The sequence below is a fragment of the Leclercia sp. Colony189 genome, from assembly GCF_009740165.1.
In the GTDB taxonomy this organism is placed as follows: Bacteria; Pseudomonadota; Gammaproteobacteria; order Enterobacterales; family Enterobacteriaceae; genus Enterobacter.
Map to the genome: position 1 here is coordinate 3,059,087 of NZ_CP046557.1, position 22,689 is coordinate 3,081,775.

The 22,689-nt window shown below is 54.1% G+C and carries 22 protein-coding genes, 2 tRNA genes and 1 other annotated feature; of the genes, 11 read left to right on the forward strand and 13 right to left on the reverse strand.

The window, feature by feature from the left end; genetic code table 11:
* Nucleotides 1-69 precede the first annotated feature (69 nt).
* The 4 genes from GNG29_RS14710 to GNG29_RS14725 form a co-directional block, all read right to left on the reverse strand.
* Complete coding sequence (locus GNG29_RS14710) at nt 70-1,938, reverse strand: sulfatase-like hydrolase/transferase (protein WP_156654845.1); 1,869 nt, start codon at nt 1,936-1,938, stop codon at nt 70-72.
* On the reverse strand, nt 1,935-3,101 hold the full coding sequence (locus tag GNG29_RS14715) for an anaerobic sulfatase maturase (protein ID WP_156654846.1): 1,167 nt from the start codon (nt 3,099-3,101) through the stop codon (nt 1,935-1,937). Before GNG29_RS14715 ends, GNG29_RS14710 begins: the two co-directional genes overlap by 4 nt.
* Before the next feature lie 537 nt (nt 3,102-3,638).
* A tRNA-Asn gene (locus GNG29_RS14720) sits at nt 3,639-3,714 on the reverse strand.
* An 80-nt stretch (nt 3,715-3,794) separates the two neighbouring features.
* Nucleotides 3,795-5,270, reverse strand: a complete 1,476-nt coding sequence (locus tag GNG29_RS14725; protein WP_114314540.1) for an EmmdR/YeeO family multidrug/toxin efflux MATE transporter — start codon at nt 5,268-5,270, stop codon at nt 3,795-3,797.
* A 193-nt stretch (nt 5,271-5,463) separates the two neighbouring features.
* On the opposite strand from GNG29_RS14725, the gene GNG29_RS14730 reads away from it, so the two are divergent.
* Nucleotides 5,464-5,539: transfer RNA gene (locus GNG29_RS14730), tRNA-Asn, on the forward strand.
* A 110-nt stretch (nt 5,540-5,649) separates the two neighbouring features.
* On the opposite strand, the gene GNG29_RS14735 is transcribed toward GNG29_RS14730, so the two are convergent.
* The 4 genes from GNG29_RS14735 to dacD form a co-directional block, all read right to left on the reverse strand.
* A complete protein-coding gene (locus GNG29_RS14735; RefSeq protein ID WP_103180181.1) occupies nt 5,650-5,985 on the reverse strand; it encodes a DUF496 family protein in 336 nt (111 codons plus the stop codon).
* A 167-nt stretch (nt 5,986-6,152) separates the two neighbouring features.
* Complete coding sequence (locus GNG29_RS14740; RefSeq protein WP_103180182.1) at nt 6,153-7,211, reverse strand: FUSC family protein; 1,059 nt, start codon at nt 7,209-7,211, stop codon at nt 6,153-6,155.
* A 102-nt stretch (nt 7,212-7,313) separates the two neighbouring features.
* On the reverse strand, nt 7,314-7,787 hold the full coding sequence (sbmC, locus tag GNG29_RS14745; protein ID WP_156654847.1) for a DNA gyrase inhibitor SbmC: 474 nt from the start codon (nt 7,785-7,787) through the stop codon (nt 7,314-7,316).
* Nucleotides 7,788-7,908: 121 nt separating this feature from the next.
* Nucleotides 7,909-9,081: a serine-type D-Ala-D-Ala carboxypeptidase DacD gene (dacD, locus tag GNG29_RS14750; RefSeq protein WP_156654848.1), complete on the reverse strand. Its 1,173-nt coding sequence runs from the start codon at nt 9,079-9,081 to the stop codon at nt 7,909-7,911.
* Nucleotides 9,082-9,285: 204 nt separating this feature from the next.
* Here dacD and sbcB point away from each other — a divergent pair, with 204 nt between their 5' ends.
* On the forward strand, nt 9,286-10,710 hold the full coding sequence (gene sbcB, locus GNG29_RS14755) for an exodeoxyribonuclease I (protein ID WP_103181108.1): 1,425 nt from the start codon (nt 9,286-9,288) through the stop codon (nt 10,708-10,710).
* Between the two features lie 96 nt (nt 10,711-10,806).
* Here the strand turns inward: sbcB and GNG29_RS14760 are convergent, their stop codons facing one another.
* The 4 genes from GNG29_RS14760 to GNG29_RS14775 all read right to left on the reverse strand — a co-directional run bounded on the left by GNG29_RS14760 (nt 10,807) and on the right by GNG29_RS14775 (nt 14,229).
* Complete coding sequence (locus GNG29_RS14760) at nt 10,807-12,165, reverse strand: APC family permease (protein WP_168192029.1); 1,359 nt, start codon at nt 12,163-12,165, stop codon at nt 10,807-10,809.
* On the reverse strand, nt 12,155-12,217 hold the full coding sequence (gene yoeI, locus GNG29_RS23530) for a membrane protein YoeI (protein WP_138370007.1): 63 nt from the start codon (nt 12,215-12,217) through the stop codon (nt 12,155-12,157). The genes GNG29_RS14760 and yoeI overlap by 11 nt, the downstream gene beginning before the upstream one ends.
* Before the next feature lie 217 nt (nt 12,218-12,434).
* Nucleotides 12,435-13,364 (reverse strand): LysR family transcriptional regulator, encoded by a 930-nt coding sequence (locus tag GNG29_RS14770; protein WP_103180187.1) that lies wholly within the window; start codon nt 13,362-13,364, stop codon nt 12,435-12,437.
* A 40-nt stretch (nt 13,365-13,404) separates the two neighbouring features.
* Nucleotides 13,405-14,229 (reverse strand): SDR family oxidoreductase, encoded by an 825-nt coding sequence (locus GNG29_RS14775; RefSeq protein ID WP_103180188.1) that lies wholly within the window; start codon nt 14,227-14,229, stop codon nt 13,405-13,407.
* A gap of 174 nt (nt 14,230-14,403) precedes the next feature.
* On the opposite strand from GNG29_RS14775, the gene hisL reads away from it, so the two are divergent.
* From hisL to hisIE, 9 genes are all read left to right on the forward strand, one after another.
* On the forward strand, nt 14,404-14,454 hold the full coding sequence (hisL, locus tag GNG29_RS14780; protein ID WP_001364200.1) for a his operon leader peptide: 51 nt from the start codon (nt 14,404-14,406) through the stop codon (nt 14,452-14,454).
* Nucleotides 14,430-14,553: a sequence feature (His leader region), on the forward strand. (Overlaps the previous gene by 25 nt.)
* A gap of 45 nt (nt 14,554-14,598) precedes the next feature.
* Nucleotides 14,599-15,498: an ATP phosphoribosyltransferase gene (gene hisG / locus GNG29_RS14785; RefSeq protein WP_103180189.1), complete on the forward strand. Its 900-nt coding sequence runs from the start codon at nt 14,599-14,601 to the stop codon at nt 15,496-15,498.
* 5 nt (nt 15,499-15,503) lie between these two features.
* Nucleotides 15,504-16,808, forward strand: coding sequence for a histidinol dehydrogenase (gene hisD, locus GNG29_RS14790; RefSeq protein WP_103180190.1), 1,305 nt, complete (start codon nt 15,504-15,506; stop codon nt 16,806-16,808).
* Nucleotides 16,805-17,866 (forward strand): histidinol-phosphate transaminase, encoded by a 1,062-nt coding sequence (hisC, locus tag GNG29_RS14795; protein ID WP_156654849.1) that lies wholly within the window; start codon nt 16,805-16,807, stop codon nt 17,864-17,866. The genes hisD and hisC overlap by 4 nt, the downstream gene beginning before the upstream one ends.
* Nucleotides 17,863-18,930 carry a bifunctional histidinol-phosphatase/imidazoleglycerol-phosphate dehydratase HisB gene (gene hisB / locus GNG29_RS14800; protein WP_156654850.1) on the forward strand — a complete coding sequence of 356 codons (1,068 nt, stop codon included), beginning with the start codon at nt 17,863-17,865 and terminating at the stop codon, nt 18,928-18,930. Before hisC ends, hisB begins: the two co-directional genes overlap by 4 nt.
* Nucleotides 18,930-19,520 (forward strand): imidazole glycerol phosphate synthase subunit HisH, encoded by a 591-nt coding sequence (gene hisH / locus GNG29_RS14805; protein WP_103180193.1) that lies wholly within the window; start codon nt 18,930-18,932, stop codon nt 19,518-19,520. The genes hisB and hisH overlap by 1 nt, the downstream gene beginning before the upstream one ends.
* Entirely contained in the window at nt 19,520-20,257 is a 738-nt protein-coding gene (gene hisA / locus GNG29_RS14810; protein ID WP_156654851.1) for a 1-(5-phosphoribosyl)-5-[(5-phosphoribosylamino)methylideneamino]imidazole-4-carboxamide isomerase, read from the forward strand. The genes hisH and hisA overlap by 1 nt, the downstream gene beginning before the upstream one ends.
* Nucleotides 20,239-21,015, forward strand: coding sequence for an imidazole glycerol phosphate synthase subunit HisF (gene hisF / locus GNG29_RS14815; protein ID WP_156654852.1), 777 nt, complete (start codon nt 20,239-20,241; stop codon nt 21,013-21,015). The genes hisA and hisF overlap by 19 nt, the downstream gene beginning before the upstream one ends.
* Nucleotides 21,009-21,620 carry a bifunctional phosphoribosyl-AMP cyclohydrolase/phosphoribosyl-ATP diphosphatase HisIE gene (gene hisIE, locus GNG29_RS14820; RefSeq protein WP_156654853.1) on the forward strand — a complete coding sequence of 204 codons (612 nt, stop codon included), beginning with the start codon at nt 21,009-21,011 and terminating at the stop codon, nt 21,618-21,620. Before hisF ends, hisIE begins: the two co-directional genes overlap by 7 nt.
* A 31-nt stretch (nt 21,621-21,651) precedes the next feature.
* Here the strand turns inward: hisIE and wzzB are convergent, their stop codons facing one another.
* The gene (wzzB, locus tag GNG29_RS14825) at nt 21,652-22,632 is read right to left on the reverse strand and encodes an LPS O-antigen chain length determinant protein WzzB (RefSeq protein ID WP_156654854.1); all 981 of its coding nucleotides are present in this window, start codon (nt 22,630-22,632) and stop codon (nt 21,652-21,654) included.
* Nucleotides 22,633-22,689 lie beyond the last annotated feature (57 nt).

The following is a 22,689-nucleotide window of genomic DNA, read 5'->3' on the forward strand; positions in this document are numbered from 1 at the left end:
ACCAGAAACGGTAACCTTCGGGTTACCGTTTTCGGTTTACCGACCCATTTTCAGGGAAGCGGAAAGATGTTAATCACGCATATACTGGTACATTTCTGAAGCCGTCAGATTCCAGTGGCCTCCATCAAATAGTGGCATATAGCTGCCATCATCCACACCGAGTTCATCCGCGATCAGCTGATTTAATTTGTCGTTCATTTTTATGATCAGATCGCGATAGCGTTCCGGCTCTGTAGCCAGATTATGGTTTTCATCGGGATCGTTGACGATATCGAAGAGTTCAACATCGTTATTATCCAGCAATGCTTCCAGTGTCACTGGAGTATTATGCTGTTTCAGGGAGAAGTAGCGAGCAAATTTATACTGACCATCATTAATCATTCGGATAGCGGAGCGGTGCTTAAAATCAGGCGCTATTTTAGATATCTCTTTTTTGAACTCCTCATGGGGAAGCTTTTGGGCTGCAAGCGCTCTGAATTGTGCAGTATATTTCGCATCCATATATAAGATCATCCCATAGCAATAAAGTGAGCCAGAGCGAAGGGTATGTACACCTGCTCTTTCTGGCTGACTAAGCAGTACGCTCATATCGCGGCCTTTCCTGCCAGCCAGAACTTTACTGCGTTTTTCTATATCACATCCGGTCAGACCCACCAGCGTCGGCACTAAATCCAGATGGTTGGTTAAACTATTACAACGTTTGTTTCCCGGATAAGCGGGGTGGCGGATAATCATCGGGGTGTGAATCTGCTCTTTGTAAACTGATGAACCTTTGCCATGCATCTGATGTGCCCCGCCTAATTCCCCATGGTCTGCGGTAAAAACGATGATGGTCTTATCGGTCAGGAGCAGATTATCCAGTTCGTTGAGAATAGCCTCAAGATGCCGGTCATTGTCGCGAATACAGTTGAAATAATAATCCAGCAATTTGCGCCAGCGGCGATCTTCGTCTGGAAACTGCCCCTCCATGACGGCCCGGGCATTCTGATACTCTTTATGTGCGGCAGGTCTTCCGGGTTCGTCAAATGCCTGGTGGCGGTTGGCCGGAAGAGGATAATCAGGCCAGCTCTGCTGATAAATTTTATTATGCGGCGGCTGTGTCGGGAGCAATGTATGATTTTCTTTATCCATTGGGCCTTTCCATTGCACTTTTTCACCCGCTTCATCAGTATCGATAAACATCACATCATGTGGATTAACCAGATTAACGGCGGCAAACCAGGGTTTGTTCTCATCATTCAGCGGGCGCCCGGTATTACGTAACCAGCTTATCGTTTGCCCTGTGGTCACCGAGTCAAAGAAATAGCCGCCTTTACTTTTACCAATAAGATCGCCAATACCGTGATAGTCAGAAAAACCATACTCTTCCATAATCTGGTTCAGGCGAGGCGTTGGGATTTCTGCAATATCAATTTCTTCTACCGATTTCCCAGCAACAGGCTGATCGATTTCCCGTGTTAAGTGCCATTTTCCTTTGTAAGCGGAGTAGTAGCCCAGTTCACGCATCATATGACCGACGGTGCGGAGCTCAGGATCAAGATCGTAATTCATCCATGGAAAGCCAAGGTTATCAAACATGCGGGTTTGCGGCATATGTAACCCGGTATACATCACTGACCGTGAAGGTGTACAAACGTTGGCCGTATTCTGGTGATTGGTAAAAGTCACCCCTGTTTTCATCAACCGCTCACGTCCAGGCACAGGAAAGGGATAACGATCGAAAAAACGTTCCTGATCGCAGGTTATCAATAAAATGTTATAGCCTTCAGGGAGGGTTTCCGGAATTTTACCTGTAAACGGCCTATCCCAGGCAGGTTTAGTTTCAGCACAGCTCTGCGCTGCATTTCCGGTTTCTGGCAACAGACTGGCAACAACGGCAATCCCCAGGCCTTTTAATAAATCACGACGATTTTCATTTATTATATTCTTTTCTTTCATTCTCCAGACTCCGTTAATTTTACTACCTGCGCCCGGATTTCCGGGGCAATTTTCATCACCAATGCGGGCGGCTGGTGATTTAATAGAAGCGTTCTCATGACGTTCATATAGGGTGTGATATGGCGGAAAAAAGCTAAATAGCCTTCGCAGAGGTAATTCTGTGCCTCGTTGCCCTCGGCGATAATACGGTGTTTAGGGCATCCGCCATGGCAGGCAAAGCGCCAGTGACAGTTCATACAGCGTGAGGAAAGCCGGGCCTTTTCTTGCCCAAACTGCCGTTGAAACGGCGAACTGGCCAGAACGGCCATTGAGTCCTGTTTAAGATTGCCCAGCTTATATTCCGGTGAGACAAAGTGATCGCAGCTGTAGACATCGCCATTTTTTTCAACCAATAAGCTCTGTCCGCAGGTCGGTTGCATTGTACAAAGTGTTGCGGGCTGCCCTGTCCATACGCCAAGCAGGTTGTCAAAAAACTGGATAAACACCTCTCCGACATCCTGTTCCAGCCATTCATTGAAAATAGCGCACAAAAATTCCCCCCAGCCCTCTGGCGTCACTGACCAGGGAAACGCAGGTTCAACGAGAGGAATGAACTGAATATGGCGGAGGCCCAGTTTCCGGGTCAGACAACGGTAGAGGGTCTGTCCCTGAGTCTCAGACTGATGGCTGACCACCACCATGGCGTTAACCGGGACATCGTGCTGCTGAAGGCAGCGAATTGCCTGTACGACTTTTTTCCAGGAGGGCTTTCCCGCACGCGTTTTACGCCATGCGTCGTGAAGTGAAGCGGGCCCATCAATTGATAACCCCACCAGAAAATCGTTCTCTTTCAGAAAACGGGCCCACTTATCATCAAGCAGAATGCCGTTGGTTTGCAGGCTGTTGTGAATGGTTTTGTTACCACGGTAACGCTGTTGCAGCGCAACCACCTGTTCAAAGAACGCCAGTCCACATAATGTGGGTTCACCACCTTGCCAACAAAACTCCACGCTCATAGAGGGTGTCGACGCAATGGTATTCTGGATATAGGCTCCCAGCGTTTCGTCATCCATTACGGTACAGGCAGGACGGGACACATTATTTTTAAGATAGAAACAATAATCACATGCCAGATTACAAAGATTGCCCCCTGGTTTGGCGACGGTGTTAAAATTATTACTCATTACTGCTTATGCTCGTTGGTATTAATTGCAGTGATGATAAAATCATTTGTATTAATAAGATCGTTGCCATTGTTACTAATAGTTCTGTAATTATATTTTTCTTGTTTTATCTTTATTTATGTCAGCTACAAAAGCGAAGATGTTATTATCCGTTATAATTGGTGTAATTTAATAACGCCTTAATCATCTGGAAATAGAAATTTCTGGGTCGTGATGACTGTTTCTTTAAGGTGATCTATCAGGAAGCTATAAAAGCTTTCGAGGATTAAGCATTCGAAGAAAATATCAGTAAGGGTTGGAACTGACTGCGCGGGTGCTTGCCGGATGTGAAGGATTTATCTACGAGGCTGAGCTTGCGAATAGCGGTATCAGTGAAGGAGACCATGGGGGATCAGAAACGGCCAACGGAGCGTGAAGTTCCCGACCAGGCCGCAAAAGCGACAGAGATCAAAAAACCCGGCCATCTTACTCAGATGGCCGGGTTAATCTGGCTTTAAAGCATCCTAAGAGTCACTGCGCTTTCTTAAGATTAAAATTTGGCTCCTCTGACTGGACTCGAACCAGTGACATACGGATTAACAGTCCGCCGTTCTACCGACTGAACTACAGAGGAATCGTGTGAACGGGGCGAATATTAACGATGCCACCTGGCGTTGTCAAAGGCAGAATGCAGATTTTGCATCGTTTGCCGATTTATTCCCCACTTTGCGCATTCACTATCCGTTCTGCGGGGATCGCCGCCACATTTTCACGCACAGGCCGCGGATATTTCCATAACCAGCGCCCGCTGACCATTCGCCAGTAGAACAGCGCGCCGCGAACCGTCCAGTCGAGGAACATCCCCAGCCAGACACCCACCACCCCCATACCCAGCATGATCCCCAGGGTGTAACCTGCTACTACGCGGCAGCCCCACATCCCGAGCATCGAAACCCACATGGCAAAACGGGCGTCCCGCGCCCCTTTAAGCCCGGCAGGCAGCACCCACGACGCCGCCCAGATGGGCATAAAGGCGGCATTCAGCCAGATTAAGATAACCACCACGTCTTTTACATCCTGCTCATGGGTGTAGAACGACGCCATCAGGCTGGCAAACGGCGCGGTGCCCCAGGCAATGGCCGTGAGCCCGATTGTCGAAAGCCAGAAGACATGGCGCAGCTGGCGCTCCGCCTGGCCTATCTGCCCTTTCCCGAGCCGTTTACCGGTAATGATGGTGGAGGCTGAACCCAGCGCGTTACCCGGCAGGTTGATCAACGCGGCAATGGAGAAGGCGATAAAGTTACCGGCAATCACGTCAGTACCCATTCCCGCCACGAACATCTGGGTCAACAGCTTGCCGCCGTTGAACAGCACCGACTCAATGCTGGCGGGTACGCCGATCCCCATCACTTCCCAGATAATGGCGAAGTTGAGCGGCTTGAAATAACTTTTGAGGCTGATGCGCAGTGACGGGTTAAAACCAACCGCCAGCACCACAATAATGGCGATGGCGCCAATGTAGCGGGAGATAGTCAGACCCAGACCGGCCCCGATAAAACCGAGCCCGTCCCAGGAAAAAAGCCCGTAAATCAGCACGCTACTGATTAGAATGTTGAGGATGTTCATCCCACCGTTTATCAACAGCGGAATTTTGGTGTTCCCTGCCCCACGCAGCGCCCCGCTGCCAATCAGCGCAATCGCCGCGGCCGGATAGCTGAGCACCGTCATTTCGAGATACGACAGCGCCAGAGCTTTTACTTCTCCGGTCGCTTCCCCAGCCACCACATCGATAATCTCTTCGCCAAAATAGTGGATCACCGCCGCCAGTACAATGGAGAACAGCGTCATGATCACCAGCGATTGCCTCGCAGCAGCCCTGGCCCGGCGCGGATCGCGCTTGCCCAGGCTAAAGGCCACCACCACCGTGGTACCGAGGTCTATCGCCGCGAAGAAGGAGATAATGACCATATTGAAGCTGTCGGCCAGCCCGACACCCGCCATCGCCTCTTTACCGAGCCAGCTGACCAGGAAAGTGCTAAGCACACCCATCAGCAGTACACAGGTATTTTCCAGAAAGATAGGCACGGCAAGGGGGGTGATTTCGCGCCAGAAGAGAACTTTGTAGCTCTTGCGTTTGCTATACCAGCGCGTGCGCATCACGGCCTGGCGTAAAGCGGAGGTGACGTTCAAAGTGGACCTTAAAGAGAAAGTTGAAACTACATTTCAAATAATGAGGGAGAAATGCAGATCCTGCAAAGTATTTCCCACAAAAATATGTAGGGAATTACGACAAACTGGTGACAGAATCGGCAGTTGGTCGAATCGGACTAAGATCAGGTTTGACAAAAGTTTTTTCGCCGCTAAGATAACGCTCCACAACGATTCCTCTGTAGTTCAGTCGGTAGAACGGCGGACTGTTAATCCGTATGTCACTGGTTCGAGTCCAGTCAGAGGAGCCACATTTAAAAAGCCTGCTTTCGAGCAGGCTTTTTGCTTTTCTGATGACGGTAGACCGGCGCCCAAAAAAAAGCCCCCCGACAGGTCGGAGGGCTTTGCTTTTTGGCGGTGATTACTCGCCTTTGGCTTCCGCGTGCTTCATCTCGCCCATAACTTTCAGTTTCTTGGAGATCTCGCGACGCTCTTTAGAGATCTCGGCGTTTTTGATGATGTAGTCGTCTACGCGGTCTTCGTAGTCGCTTTTCATGCTGGCAATGATGCCCTGGATTGCTTCAACGCTCATGCCTGGCTTGATGTAATCGCTCAGGTTGTCCAGCAGCAGAACACGCTTCTGGTTGTCACGGATCTTCTTCTCAACGTCCTGGATTTCACGTTGCAGTTTGTTCTTGCGGCGGAACAGGCGGACGAACTCCAGAACATCCTGGAACGAAGGCTTAGTTGTTTCCATTTTTACACCCCTGATAATGTGAGATTCGGATTCGTTTAAACAACCGCGATAGCATTAACCTTACTGACAGCGATTGCTGATGACAATAATTTTTCCGTTGTCCCTATCATAACCTCAATTTCTGCTGAATCGAAGCAGCAGACGACACAACCCTGCATAGCCGCTTTTTATTTGCGCAATGCCCGGCAGATTAGATGCGACAATAATTCCAGCTGGCGAGCAAGTTCCATGCTCAACCATACATAGCCGTGTATGGGCGTTTCCGCCACGTTTTCATTGTGATGATCGTTGATCAGCTGACGCAGCTCGGCAACGATTTCGTTCAGCCGCTCGGTGTTCGCCAGTATGGGCTGCGGATTGCCTTCATAAAGCGCATGGGCAATGGTGAGCAGCGTTTGCTGTGTCATCTGCTGCGTCTCTTTTAAGGTCCGGGCATTCAGCATCACAAAATGGCTGGCCCGGGAGGACCAGTGGGCGTTGATCTGTAGCTCGAGCATGCAGACAAGATTGCGGCTCACGGTCTGGATCGCTTCAAAGATCGCTTTCTGGATATGGGTCTCTTTGCTGGCCGGGGTAATCAGACCGCGCATTTTGACCACATCGTTGAGGATGGTTTGCAGGTGTTTTTCCAGCCGTGGTCGTTCCACCAGGTTGGGGGAAAAGCCCGCCTGATAGACCCGGTTAAAGGCGGTGACGTAGTTCGCCATCTGAATACGCCAGTGCAAAAAGGCCCGCTGCGGCCAGATGCCAGTAAAGAGCATCGCCAGCAATGACCCCAGGATCACATCACCGCTTCGCCAAAGCGCAGTTTGCATATCCCCGGTCGGCGCACCAATCACCACCGCAAGGGTGATACCGATAAGCAGCGCCTGATAGGGTCGTTTGCCCAGTGCCAGCCAGCCGCAGAGAAACATGGCCGCCGCGCACCACAGCAGCATCAACGGCAGAGAGATAAGCTCCAGTTTCAGGGCAATTAACCCCATTGCCGAGCCCAGAATGGTGCCGCCAATGCGCTCATACGCGCGCGGAACGACGTTCCCCCAAAAGGAGATCGGCCCCATGATGACCACCAGGGTGATCAGCGGCCATGTCCCTTCCGGCACGGCCAGCAGACGCACCAGTAAAAAAGTGAGGATAAACGCCAGCGCGATACGGCATCCATGTACGATGCGGTAATGACGATACAGTCGAATTTCAAAAGGCGTTAGAGATTTGTCGGGGCGCACACGCTCTCCAGCTTTACGGCAAACCCTGATTGTACTGCGTTTTCTGCCGGAGTTGTGCTCCCCGGCAGAAAAACCCTGTTAAGTGTGGGCATTAAGGAACCGTTATGCCATGCGGCTCTGTACCGGAATAAACATCTCAATATCCCAGTAGCCGTCGACATTCCCATCATTCAGATAACGTTCAAAACAGGCTTTTGGCGCGATCTGGTAATCGACATCCTCAAGCAGACTGTCGAAAAACCGATTCCACGGCGTGGCGAAATCATGGTTCTCAACGCGGGCCGTCGCCACCGCGTAGTCGCCTGCCGCCACTTCGGTCAGGATCACCCCTTCACTGTTGGGAGGGATAACAAAATCGTCCGGCACGGTGACAACCGTGTCGCAGCGTAGTTTTTCGGCAGGCACTTCGTCAGGGTTATCATAATAGACCGCCACCCACTCCAGCGGCTGGATCTGACGCCCCTCTACCCACATCATCAGTTGTTCAAAACCCTGCTTAACGGTTTGCTCCCACGGGCCAACCATATGAAAACCGGCAATTTTGCGTTTATTCTGGTGCGTGATGCTGTAGTCCATGCTGCCTCCGATTGTTTACTGTATATACATACACTGTAATGCAGAAAAAAGCGGTTTAACAATAATGACCTGTCTATTATGGGAGCAGGCTCGCACTGTCGCCAGCCTGCTCCTCCAGGCGCTACGCCTTATGGTGCAGATAGTCGCTCAGCCGCGAGAACATCCCGCCTTTACCCACATTCTCCAGCGTCACCAGCGGCCAGTGGGCTACCACTTTATCGCGATCGTACAGTTCGATCTCCCCGACCCGCTGATGGGCGGCAATCGGTGCTTCGAGCTCTTTCTTATCCAGGACATACTTCGCCTTGATGTTCGGCAGCTCCGCCTTTGGCAGTGCCAGCCAGAAGTCCCGATCGGTACCTAACGAGATACGCTCTTTATCGCCGTACCAGATGCGCTCGTTGCCCACCTGCTTACCGTTACGCAGGATCTGCACGGTATCGAAATTCTGCTGGCCCCAGTGGAGCAGTTTGCGCGCCTGATCCTCGCGGCCTTTTGGGCTTTCAGCCCCCATGACGACAGCAATCAGACGGCGCTCACCGTCAACAGCAGAGGCGATCAGGTTAAAGCCGGCGCCAGAGGTGTGTCCGGTTTTCAGGCCATCCACGCTGAGCGACTTGTCCCACAGCAGACCGTTCCGGTTCTGCTGGGTGATACCGTTCCAGGTCAGGCTCTTTTCACTGTACATATGGTAAAACGCCGGCTCGCCGTGGATGATGGCGCGGGAGAGCACCGCCAGATCGTAAGCGGAGCTGTGCTGGCCCGGCGCATCGAGACCATGTACCGTTTCAAAGTGGGTGTCGCGCAAATTCAGCTTTTTAACGTAATCATTCATCATATTGACGAACTGCGGCTGTCCGCCCGCCACGTAATCGGCCAGCGCCACGCAGGCGTCATTCCCGGAATCGACAATCAGTCCGCGGCTGAGGTCGCGCACGGAGACCCGTTCACCCGCTTTCAAAAACATTAGCGAGGAGCCGTTAAAAACCGGGTTCCCTTTGGCCCACGCGTCCTGGCCTACGGTCACCATATCGTCCGGCGTAATGCGATGGCTGTCGATCGCGCGGTCAACCACATAGCCGGTCATCAGCTTGGTCAGGCTGGCCGGATTGCGCTGCTGATGTTCGTTGCTCGCCGTTAAAATTTGTCCCGTCGTATAGTCCATCAGCACCCAGGAACCCGCCTGGATAGCTGGCGGCTGCGGCGCATAATTAATCGGGTCGGCAGCCAGCGCGGATGAAATGCTCAAAGTGAGTAAAGAAACAGCAATAAACAGACGGCGTTTCAACGGTATATCCTCAGGTCATTTAAAATCGTTGCCCTTTTTACGGAAGTTTCCCGCTGGATACCTGGAATAATTGCAAAAAAATGTGACAGCACGCATGTTTTTCCCGGATACCAGGTCGCAAATTTGCAGGTGGGCAGCGCTTTTTCTTCGGCGTGCCTGGCCGGATGGTTTACCATAGCAGTGTCACTCATAAACAGGATGGTATTACTGGTGTCTGACTCCGCCGCGCGCCCGACTTTTTTATTCCACGATTACGAAACCTTCGGCACCAGCCCTTCGCTGGATCGCCCTGCCCAGTTTGCTGCCATCCGCACCGATGCGGATTTCAACGTTATTGGCGAGCCGGAGGTATTCTATTGCAAACCGGCCGATGACTATTTACCCCAGCCGGGGGCGGTGATGGTGACCGGTATTACGCCGCAGGAGGCCCGCGAGAAAGGGGTGAATGAGGCGGAGTTTGCCCGTCGCATTCACGACCTGTTCACCGTGCCCAACACCTGCGTGGTGGGCTACAACAACGTGCGCTTCGATGATGAAGTAACCCGCCATATTTTTTACCGTAACTTCTACGATCCCTACGCCTGGAGCTGGCAAAACCGTAATTCGCGCTGGGATCTGCTCGACGTGATGCGCGCCTGCTACGCCCTGCGTCCGGAGGGGATTAACTGGCCGGAAAACGACGACGGGCTGCCCAGCTTCCGTCTGGAGCATCTGACCCGCGCGAACGGCATTGAACACAGTAATGCCCATGATGCCATGGCGGATGTGTATGCCACCATTGCGATGGCGAAGCTGGTTAAGACCCGACAGCCGAAGCTGTTTGAATATCTGCTAAGCCATCGCAGCAAGCAAAAATTAACCACTCTGATTGATGTGCCGCAGATGAAACCGCTGATGCACATCTCCGGGATGTTTGGCGCCTGGCGAGGCAACACCAGCTGGGTCGCCCCGCTGGCCTGGCATCCGGACAACCGCAACGCGGTGATTATGGTGGATCTGGCTGGCGATATTACCCCGCTGCTGACGCTCGACAGCGACCAGCTTCGCGAGCGTTTGTATACGCCGAAAGAGGCGCTGGGTGACGATGCCGCCGTACCGGTGAAGCTGGTGCATATCAATAAGTGTCCGGTGCTGGCGCCAGCCAACACCCTGCGCCCGATCGATGCCGAGCGGTTGGGCATCGATCGTCAACGCTGCCTGGCTAACCTGAAGCTGCTGCGGGAAAACCCGCAGGTGCGGGAAAAAGCGGTGGCGATCTTCGCTGAAGCGGAACCATTTATTCCTTCTGAGAATGTCGATGCCCAGCTCTATAACGGCTTTTTCAGCGATGCGGACCGCAATGCCATGAACATCGTTTTGCAGACCGATCCCCGCAACCTGCCCGCACTGGACATTACCTTTGTGGATGAGCGTATCAGGAAGCTGATGTTTAACTACCGCGCGCGAAATTTCCCCGGCACGCTGGATGAGGCCGAGCAGGAGCGCTGGTTGCAGCATCGCCGTAACGTCTTTACGCCGGAGTATTTACAGGCTTATGCCCAGGAGCTGGAGATGCTCTACGGTGAGTATGAAGGCAATGCGGAGAAGCAGGCACTGTTGAAAGCGCTGTATCAGTATGCGCAGGAGATAGTGTGACCTGAGAAAGCAAAAAAGCCGGAGGCGATGTCTCCGGCTTTTTTTTGCCCGTCGGCACTACGCTGGCGCGGGCCTACGGGTTTTGTGGTCTATTAATCAGGCGACGTCTTCGTACTGCGGTACCGGGTTGCGGAAGCTTTTAGTCACACATGCCAGGTAAACCAGACCAATACCACCCCAGATCAGACCCAGAACCATGGAGCTCTCTTCCAGGTTGATCCACAGCGCACCCACGGTCAGCGCGCCACAGACCGGCAGAAGCAGATAGTTGAAGTGGTCTTTCAGCGTTTTGTTGCGCTTCTCACGGATCCAGAACTGCGAGATCACGGAGAGGTTAACAAAGGTAAAGGCAACCAGCGCACCGAAGTTAATCAGGGCGGTAGCGGTAACCAGGTCAAAGTTAATCGCCAGCAGCGCAATCGCACCGACCAGCAGCACGTTCCATGCTGGGGTACGCCATTTCGGATGAACATAACCGAAGAAGCGCGTCGGGAATACGCCGTCGCGGCCCATGACATACATCAGACGAGAAACGCCCGCGTGCGCCGCCATGCCGGATGCCAGTACGGTAACGCTGGAGAAGATCAGCACGCCCCACTGGAAGGTTTTACCCGCAACATAGAGCATGATTTCTGGCTGTGACGCGTCCGGATCTTTGAAGCGAGAGATATCCGGGAAGTAGAGCTGCAGGAAGTAAGACGCACCGATAAAGATGATGCCGCCCAGCAGCGCCGTCAGGAAGATAGCGCGCGGGATGACACGCTCTGCGTCTTTCGTCTCTTCAGACAGAGAAGAGATACCATCGAAGCCCAGGAACGAGAAGCAGAGGATCGTCGCACCGGTGATCATTGGCACAACATGCGCATCTTCAGACCAGAACGGACGTGAGCTTACCAGCGTACCCGCACCTTCACCGTGAGAAACGCCGTAGATGATCAGACCGACAATGACCGCCACAATCGCCATCTGCAGGATAACGATCAGGGTGTTGAAGTTGGCAACGGTCTTGATGCTGCGCAGGTTAGAGATGGTCATAAAGGCCACCAGCGCCACAACGAAGATCCACGACGGCACGGAAGGCACCAGCGCTTCGAAGTAAATTTTTGCCAGCAGAATGTTGATCATCGGCATGAACAGGTAGTCCAGCAGTGATGACCAGCCCACCATAAAGCCAACAGCCGGGCTAATGGACTTCTGAGCATAGGTGTACGCAGAGCCTGCGGACGGGAAGCGGCGAACCAGCTTGCCGTAGCTCAGCGCAGTAAAGAGGATCGCGACCAGCGCAAAAGCATACGCCGTTGCAACGTGACCGTCAGTGAGGCCTGATACGATACCGAATGTATCAAACAGCGTCATCGGCTGCATATAGGCAAGGCCCATCATAACAACCGGAATCAACGTAAGCGTTTTACGTAATTCCACGCGAGAGGTTTTTGGAGTTGCGTTATGCGACATAGTTATTCTCCTTTACGGTGAATACCGCCACGTAAGCGAATGATTGCCCCATTTCTTTCTTCCTCAGCGACAACAACTGTCGGATTTTAGTAAATATCTATCCGGTACGAAGCCCGGCCTCTTGGATTTAAATGATTTTCTTACATGCAAAAAAAAATAACCGACGCCTTTTATATCGTCGATTATTTATATGTTTGCAGCGGCGCATTTTGCCCTGGTTTGAGGCGAAAAGGCAAGGGTGCGACGGCAATTTGAAACAATAATTCATACTAATTGCTTGATTTTCCGGCTTCGCTTTGGGCATAAACAGCAGCAATAGCACTATTTGCTAAAATTTCCTGCCGCCACCAGGCACTGGCGAGGCCGGCAGTCTGTTCATTCCAGCCTATCCATACTGAATCATAACTGGATTGCGCCATCACCTGCTTCTCAATTAACGCCCCACTTTCGATAAAACGCTGAGCTAAATAACGCGGAAGGTAACCGCAGCCTAAGCCGCTTATTTGCAGTTCCAGTTTGGTTTTAAAATCGAAAACGGTAATGGCTTCCTGATCGTCGAGCAGCTGCGATGACGCGGTGCAGCCAGGCAAAGCGCTGTCGCCCACCACGATGGCACGGTAGCTTTTAATGACCCGACGGTTAATTGGCTCTGGCTCCTGGGCTAAAGGATGGTGCGGGGCAATGACGAAGACCTGTTCGAGCTGCCCCAGACAGGCAAAACCAAATTCACTGAGCTGGGGCGGCTCGTGTAATGCGCCGACGACGATATCTGCCCGCCCCTGCACCAGCGCTTCCCACGAGCCCGCGAGGACGCCGTTGATAAACTTAAGCCGGGTAACGCTGTGTCGCTGATAGAAGGCTTCAATCAGCGGCGAGAGCAGTGAAAAGGGAAAGGTGTCGTCTACGCCGATTACCAGCTCATTTTCCCAGCCCTGATGCAGTTTGACGGCCTGCTTTTCCAGCTCGCGTACTGAATGCAGCACTTCCCGCCCTTTTTCCAGCAGCATTTTTCCGGTGCGGGTAAAGCGCGCCCGGTGGCCGGTACGGTCGAGGATCTGAATGTTGAGGTCGCTTTCAAGCTTATGAACGGTATAACTGAGGGCGGAGGGCGTTTTAAAGAGCTTCGCCGACGCCGCAGCAAAGCTCCCCTCTTTTTCCAGGGCATCGAGGATGATTAGGACATCCAGCAGCGGTTTCATGCTCACCCCCTTGTGGTGCGCTTACGCTCCGCCAGCGGCGTTACTCCATAGGCATAACCAGCGGATCGGGAAAGAGATACTCAAATCCCAGTTCATGACAGATGCGGTTCCCATCAATCAATTTGCCCTTCCCCTCTCCAGGGGCATCGTGAAAGTGCGGTGGTGCCAGGCCAAGCTGACGAGCCATCACCGGATAGAATGTACTGCGTGTCGGATGAGAGGGCGCACATATATTATAGATGTGCCCGCCCTTTGGAGCCTGTAATAGCAGAGTAATCGCACCAATAACATCTTCAAGGTGTACCAGATTGACGCCATGTTGTCCGTCAGGCGCTGATTTTCCGGCAAAAAAGCGCCCCGGATGACGGCCAGGCCCAACCAGCCCCGCAAGGCGTAATATATCCACCTGGGTGCCGGGTAAATTATGCAGCCAGTCCTCCAGCTCTTTTAAAACACGCCCGCTGGAGGTTACCGGCTGGCGCGGCATATTTTCTTTGACGGCACCTTCGACATCGCCATATACCGAGGTTGAGCTGGTGAAAATAATGCGCGGAATATGGTGTGCCAGCGCGCTGTCGACAATTTCCTGCACCGCCTGCAAATAATAGGTTTCACCCGGACCGGTGCGACGTGCCGGCAGCGTTAATACCAGCGCATCCACATTCATCAGAGCGTCCAGGTCATCGGCGTCGCATACCAGTTCCGGCTCAAGGCGCAACTCAACGCTCTCAATACCGCACATCCGCGCCGCCTCGACGCCATCTGCGGTGGTTTTGCTGCCAGTGACGTGCCAGCCCCGCGCCTGTAACGACATAGCCAGCGGCATTCCAAGCCATCCCAGACCGACAATTGCGACCTTTTTCATGCGTTTTCTCCTGACTATTACGCCTCTGCTGTAAGGCTACGCCAGCCACGCTGAACTGACAATTGATAGCGCTAATATGAAATCATTTAATGATTAAAAAAAGCCCTTGCTTTATATAGCGCAAGTGGTTTAGGTTAAACGACATCACATGAATAAGCATTCATCGAGAATTTTATGACACGCGTTCAATTTAAACACCACCATCATCACCATCATCCTGACTAGTCTTTCAGGCGATGTGTGCTGGAAGACAGTTAGATCTTCCAGTGGTGCATGAACGCAAGAAAAAGCCCCCGGAAGATCATCTTCCGGGGGCTTTTTTTTGGACCGTGTTCAGGCAAGTTACAACAGGATCATGAGGAACCGACAATGTTAGATAATTCACGTTTACGCATAGCTATGCAGAAATCAGGTCGTCTTAGCGACGATTCACGCGAACTGCTGGCGCGCTGTGGCATAAAAATTAACCTGCACACGCAGCGTCTGATTGCGCTGGCAGAGAATATGCCGATTGATATTCTGCGCGTGCGTGACGATGACATTCCGGGCCTGGTGATGGACGGCGTGGTGGATCTGGGCATCATTGGCGAAAACGTGCTGGAAGAAGAGCTGCTGACCCGCCGCGCCCAGGGCGAAGATCCGCGCTACTTCACGCTGCGCCGTCTGGATTTTGGCGGCTGCCGCCTGTCGCTGGCCACCGCGGCTGACGAACCGTGGGACGGCCCGGCTTCCCTGAACGGCAAGCGAATTGCCACCTCCTACCCTCACCTGCTGAAGCGCTACCTCGATCAGAAGGGCGTGCAGTTTAAATCCTGTCTGCTGAATGGTTCTGTTGAAGTTGCGCCGCGTGCCGGTCTGGCTGATGCAATTTGCGATCTGGTTTCCACGGGCGCCACGCTTGAAGCGAACGGCCTGCGCGAAGTGGAAGTGATCTACCGCTCCAAAGCCTGTCTGATCCAGCGCGACGGCGAAATGCCGGAAGCCAAGCAGCAGCTGATTGACCGTCTGCTGACCCGTATTCAGGGTGTGATCCAGGCCCGTGAATCTAAGTACATCATGATGCATGCGCCTACCGAACGCCTGGATGAAGTGATTGCCCTGCTGCCGGGCGCTGAACGCCCTACTATTCTGCCGCTGGCAGGGGATCAGCAGCGCGTGGCGATGCACATGGTCAGCAGCGAAACCCTGTTCTGGGAAACTATGGAAAAACTGAAAGCGCTGGGGGCCAGCTCTATCCTGGTGTTGCCGATTGAGAAGATGATGGAGTAACAACCATGAGCTTTAACACCGTGATCGACTGGAACACCTGTAGCGCGGAACAGCAGCGCGCCCTGCTGATGCGCCCGGCTATCTCCGCGTCACAGAGCATTACCCGCACCGTGGCGGAGATTCTGGAAAATGTGAAAACCCGAGGCGACGACGCCCTGCGGGAGTACAGCGCTAAGTTTGATAAAACCGACGTCGCGGCGCTGAAGGTCAGCGAGCAGGAGATTACCGAGGCCGCAGCGCGTCTGAGCGATGAGTTAAGGCAGGCGATGGCTGTCGCGGTACAGAACATTGATACCTTCCACACTGCGCAAAAGCTACAAACCGTCGATGTGGAAACCCTGCCCGGCGTACGCTGCCAGCAGGTGACCCGTCCGGTCGACTCGGTGGGCTTGTATATTCCGGGTGGCTCCGCTCCGCTCTTCTCTACCGTGTTGATGCTGGCGACCCCTGCCCGTATCGCCGGTTGCCGTAAAGTGGTGCTCTGCTCTCCGCCACCGATTGCCGATGAAATCCTCTATGCCGCGCAGCTGTGCGGGGTACAGGAGATCTTCAACGTCGGCGGGGCGCAGGCTATTGCGGCGCTGGCGCTGGGGACGGAGTCCGTTCCGCGCGTGGATAAAATCTTCGGCCCGGGCAACGCCTTCGTCACCGAAGCCAAGCGCCAGGTCAGCCAGCGGCTGGACGGTGCGGCCATCGATATGCCAGCCGGTCCGTCGGAGGTACTGGTGATTGCAGACAGCGGCGCGACCCCGGATTTTGTCGCTTCCGATCTGCTCTCCCAGGCCGAGCACGGCCCGGATTCACAGGTTATCCTGCTGACACCGGATGCAGATATGGCAAAACGAGTGGGTGAAGCCGTAGAACGTCAGCTCGCGGATCTGCCCCGGGCAGAGACTGCCCGTCAGGCGCTCTCTGCCAGCCGCCTGATTGTCGCCCGGGATCTGGACCAGTGCATCGCCATCTCTAATCTCTATGGCCCGGAGCACCTGATCATTCAGACCCGCAACGCCCGTGAGCTGGTCGACAGCATCACCAGCGCCGGTTCGGTATTCCTTGGGGACTGGTCCCCGGAGTCCGCAGGGGATTACGCTTCCGGAACGAACCACGTGCTGCCGACATACGGTTATACCGCCACCTGCTCCAGCCTGGGGCTGGCGGATTTCCAGAAGCGTATGACCGTGCAGGAACTCTCCCGCGAGGGCTTTGCCTCTCTTGCCGCGACGATTGAAACCCTGGCCGCCGCTGAACGCCTGACCGCCCACAAAAATGCCGTGACGCTGCGCGTTGCCGCCCTGAAGGAGCAAGCATGAGTATTGAAGAGTTAGCCCGCGACAACGTTCGCGCCCTGACCCCGTATCAGTCTGCCCGCCGCCTGGGGGGCAATGGCGATGTCTGGCTGAATGCCAATGAATTTCCGAAGCCTGTCGCCTTTGAGCTGACCCAGCAGACGCTGAACCGCTACCCGGAGTGTCAGCCGAAAGCGGTGATTGAAAACTATGCGGCCTACGCTGGTGTAAAACCGGAGCAGGTGCTGGTGAGCCGCGGTGCGGATGAAGGCATCGAACTGCTGATCCGCGCCTTCTGCGAGCCGGGTAAAGACGCAGTGCTCTACTGCCCGCCGACCTACGGCATGTACAGCGTCAGCGCCGAAACCTTCAACGTTGAGCTACGTAAAGTGCCAACTCTGGAAAATTGGCAGCTTGATTTACAGGGTATTGCCGATAATCTCGACGGCGTGAAGGTGGTCTTTGTCTGCAGCCCGAATAACCCCACCGGCCAGCTGATTAATCCCCAGGATATTCGCGCCCTGCTGGAGATGACCCGCGGCAAAGCCCTGGTGGTCGCCGATGAAGCCTATATCGAGTTTTGCCCCCAGGCGACGCTCGCCGGCTGGCTGGCAGAGTATCCGCACCTGGTGATCCTGCGAACCCTCTCAAAAGCGTTTGCTCTGGCCGGGTTGCGCTGTGGCTTTACCCTGGCGAATAAAGAGGTGATCGATCTGCTGATGAAGGTGATTGCGCCTTATCCGCTCTCGACGCCAGTGGCGGATATCGCCGCGCAGGCGCTGTCGGCAGACGGCATTACGGCCATGCGCAGCCGCGTGGCGCAGATCGTTGACGAGCGTCAGTATCTGGTCAGCGCACTTAAAACCATTGCCTGCGTTGAACAGGTTTTCGACTCAGAAACCAACTATATTCTGGCGCGTTTTACCGCCTCGAGTGCAGTATTTAAATCTTTGTGGGATCAGGGCATTATCCTTAGAGACCAGAACAAACAACCCTCTTTGAGTGGCTGCTTACGCATTACCGTGGGTACCCGTGAAGAGAGCCAGCGCGTTATCGACGCCCTGAATGCGGAGAAAGTATGAGCCAGAAGTACCTCTTTATCGATCGTGACGGCACCATTATTTCGGAACCACCCTCGGATTTTCAGGTCGATCGTTTCGACAAGCTGGCGTTTGAAGCCGATGTCATTCCGGTGCTGCTTAAGCTGCAAAAAGCCGGTTTTAAGCTGGTAATGATCACCAACCAGGACGGTCTGGGCACCGACAGCTTCCCGCAGGCCGATTTTGACGGCCCGCACGATCTGATGATGCAGATCCTGACCTCACAGGGCGTCGCCTTTGATGAAGTGTTGATTTGCCCGCATTTACCCGCTGATAATTGCGACTGCCGTAAGCCGAAAGTGAAGCTGGTCGAGCAGTATCTGGCCGAAGCGGCGCTGGATAAAGCCAACAGCTACGTGATTGGCGATCGCGCTACCGACATAGAACTGGCCGCTAATATGGGAATTACGGGCCTGCGCTATCACCGTGACGCCCTGAACTGGGCGATGATTGGCGAGCAGCTGACCAAACGCGATCGTTTCTCCCACGTGGAGCGTAATACCAAAGAGACGCAGATCGACGTTAAGGTCTGGCTGGATCGCGAAGGCGGCAGCAAAATCCACACCGGCGTGGGCTTTTTCGATCATATGCTGGATCAGATCGCTACCCACGGCGGATTCCGTATGGAGATCGGCGTGAAAGGCGATCTCTACATTGACGATCACCACACCGTGGAAGATACCGGCCTGGCGCTGGGCGAAGCGCTGAAGCTCGCGCTGGGTGACAAGCGCGGGATTAACCGCTTTGGCTTTGTGCTGCCGATGGATGAGTGCCTGGCGCGCTGCGCGCTGGATATCTCTGGCCGTCCGCACCTGGAATATAAAGCTGACTTTACCTACCAGCGCGTAGGCGACCTGAGCACCGAGATGGTTGAGCACTTCTTCCGCTCCCTCTCCTACGCCATGGGCCTGACGCTGCACCTGAAAACCAAAGGTAAGAACGATCACCACCGCGTGGAGAGCCTCTTTAAGGCCTTTGGCCGCACCCTGCGCCAGGCCATTCGCGTGGAAGGCGATACCCTGCCGTCGTCGAAAGGAGTGCTGTGATGAACGTGGTGATCCTCGATACCGGTTGCGCCAACCTTAACTCCGTAAAATCAGCCATTGCCCGCCATGGCTACGAGCCGCTGGTTAGCCGCGATCCGGATGTGGTACTGCGCGCCAGTAAACTCTTTTTACCGGGCGTCGGTACGGCACAGGCGGCGATGGATCAGATCCACCAGCGTGAGCTGGTCGAGCTGATTAAGGCCTGTACCCAGCCGGTGCTGGGAATTTGTCTGGGCATGCAGCTGCTGGGCCGCCGCAGTGAAGAGTCCAACGGCGTGGACCTGCTGGGCATTATTGATGAAGACGTGCCGAAAATGACCGATCACGGTTTACCTCTGCCGCACATGGGCTGGAACCGCGTCTACCCGAAAGCGGGCGATCGCCTGTTCCGTGGTATTGAGGACGGGGCGTACTTCTATTTCGTGCACAGCTACGCAATGCCGGTGAACACACACACTATCGCTCAGTGTCATTACGGCGAGCCCTTCACCGCCGCAGTGCAGAAAGATAACTTCTACGGCGTGCAGTTTCACCCGGAGCGCTCCGGTGCCGCAGGCGCGCAGCTGCTGAAAAACTTCCTGGAGATGTGATGATTATTCCTGCTTTAGATTTAATTGACGGCACGGTTGTCCGTCTGCACCAGGGCGATTACGGCCAGCAACGCGACTATGGCAACGATCCGCTGCCCCGACTGCAGGACTATGCCGCCCAGGGCGCCGAGGTGCTGCACCTGGTTGATCTCACCGGGGCGAAAGAACCGGCCAGACGCCAGATCCCACTGCTGAAAAAACTGGTCGCGGGCGTTAATGTTCCGGTGCAGGTTGGCGGCGGCGTGCGTACCGAAGAAGATGTGGCGGCGCTGCTCGACGCGGGCGTGGCGCGCGTGGTGGTCGGCTCCACCGCGGTGAACGATCCCGAGACGGTAAAAGGCTGGTTCAGGCGCTTCGGTGCCGACGCGCTGGTGCTGGCGCTGGATGTGCGTATCGATGACCAGGGTCAAAAACAGGTTGCGGTCAGCGGCTGGCAGGAGAACTCTGGGGTGACGCTGGAGGCGCTGGTCGATCTCTACCTGCCGGTGGGCCTGAAGCATGTTTTATGCACCGATATCTCCCGCGACGGCACCCTGGCGGGTTCCAACGTGTCGCTGTACGAAGAGGTGTGCGCCCGTTATCCGCAGGTGGCGTTCCAGTCCTCAGGCGGCATTGGTGATATAAATGATATCGCGGCCCTGCGCGGGACGGGCGTTCGTGGGGTTATCGTTGGTCGCGCCCTGCTGGAAGAAAAATTTACTGTGATGGAGGCGATTCAATGCTGGCAAAACGGATAATTCCTTGTCTCGACGTGCGGGATGGTCAGGTCGTGAAAGGCGTGCAGTTCCGCAACCACGAGATCATCGGCGATATCGTTCCCCTCGCAAAACGCTATGCGGAAGAAGGGGCTGACGAGCTGGTCTTTTACGATATCACCGCGTCCAGCGATGGCCGCGTGGTGGATAAAAGCTGGGTGGCGCGCGTGGCGGAAGTGATCGATATTCCTTTCTGCGTGGCGGGTGGAATTAAATCGGCGGACGATGCGGCCAAAATTCTCTCCTTTGGCGCCGATAAGATCTCCATCAACTCCCCTGCCCTGGCCGATCCCGAACTGATTACCCGTCTGGCGGATCGCTTTGGCGTACAGTGCATTGTGGTCGGCATCGACACCTGGTTTGATGAAGCCACCGGCAAATACCACGTTAACCAGTACACCGGCGATGAGAGCCGTACCCGCGTGACTCAGTGGGAGACACTGGAGTGGGTACAGGAAGTGCAGAAGCGCGGTGCGGGGGAGATTGTCCTGAATATGATGAACCAGGACGGCGTGCGCAACGGTTATGACCTCGAGCAGCTGAAAAAGATGCGCGCCGTCTGCCATGTGCCGCTGATTGCCTCGGGTGGCGCAGGCACGATGGAGCACTTCCTGGAAGCTTTCCGTGATGCCGATGTTGACGGCGCGCTGGCGGCCTCGGTATTCCACAAGCAGATTATCAATATTGGTGAGTTAAAAACGTTCCTGGCGAATCAGGGCGTGGAGATTAGGGTATGTTAACAGAGCAACAACGTGCGCAGCTGGACTGGGAAAAAACCGACGGCCTGATGCCGGTGGTGGTGCAGCACGCGGTGTCCGGTGAAGTACTGATGCTGGGCTATATGAATCAGGACGCCCTGGCGAAGACCGTCGATAGCGGCAAAGTGACTTTCTTCTCACGCACCAAACAGCGGTTGTGGACTAAAGGTGAAACCTCCGGCCATTTTCTCAATGTGGTCAGCATCACCCCGGACTGCGATAACGATACCCTGCTGGTGCTGGTAAACCCTATCGGACCAACCTGCCACCTGGGCACCAGCAGCTGCTTTGGCGACGCCAGCCACCAGTGGCTGTTCCTGTACCAGCTGGAGCAACTGCTGGCCGAACGCAAAACGGCCGACCCGCAAAGCTCCTATACCGCGAAGCTCTATGCCAGCGGCACTAAGCGCATCGCGCAGAAAGTGGGTGAAGAAGGCGTTGAGACAGCCCTGGCCGCCACCGTGAACGACCGGGCTGAACTAACCAATGAAGCCTCTGACCTGATGTATCACCTGCTGGTGCTGCTCCAGGATCAAGATCTGGACTTAACGACGGTGATTGAGAATCTGCGCCAGCGGCACAAATAAAAAAACCGGGGAAACCCGGTTTTTTTAGCTGTTACGCCCTGCTCTGATAATTGCGTAGGGCATTACGTCCTAACACGATGCCGGAGCCGACAATCCCGCCCAGCAGTACCGCCAGAACAAGCACCAGCGAACGTTTAGGACTGTCACGGCGGATCGGCAGGTCCGGCTTCATCACATAGCGATAGGCATGGATGGTAGTCGGATCGATCTTTAGTTTCTGAATATCGAGCAGTTTCTGTTTGTTCTGATAGTAGCTGTCGGACAACGTTAGCGGACGCGAAGATTCATGAGCGATCATAGATTGCAACGCTTCGGTACCTAACAGGAACATTGTTTCCTGAGTAACATCCTGGGTTTGCTGGATTTTTGGCGTGGTAATGTTGGCCGCTTCAGCATACTTCAGGGCTTCCGTGATCTGTCTGATTCGCAGGTCTTTTTGTTCCTGAGCAATGGTCTGCTGGTTACCCAGCACATCGTTCAAGCTGGTGACCTGCTGCTTGATGTTATCGTTAAGATCAACTTCAAGCTCTTTTTGAATTAGTTCATCAATCTGCTGAATATATTGCGCCACCTGCTTTTGCGCCGCTTCAGCCGAGTTGCCCACATATTTAATACTTAGAGGCATCTCCTGGCCTTTAACGGTAGGCTCGATAGTCAGCGTTTCCGGGACAGCACCGTTTTCCAGCGTCTGGGATAATGCGGAGAAGGAGGCGTTATAACGCGTGATTACGCTTGCCTGAATCTCAGTGAGTTTCGGCGCATTACTACCATAAAGGATATTAAGCGCGTTACTGTAACTGCCAATTTGGGCTGCATCAGGTTGGGTGATGATCGCGGTAGAGGTCCACTTCTCTTTGGCAAAGGCCAAGTACAGGCCGGCAATCACAAGGGCGATGGAGACAAACACAGCAATAAGCCATTTCCCACGCCACAGCTGCACCAAAAGATCCATCAAATCAATCTGTTCAGGGTCATTGCTTCGCATGACCGCGTTATTGTTGTTGTGCGTCATATAATCCTTAGAAGGCCAAAAAGCGCAAATAATAAAGTTTCAGATATAGTTTATCGA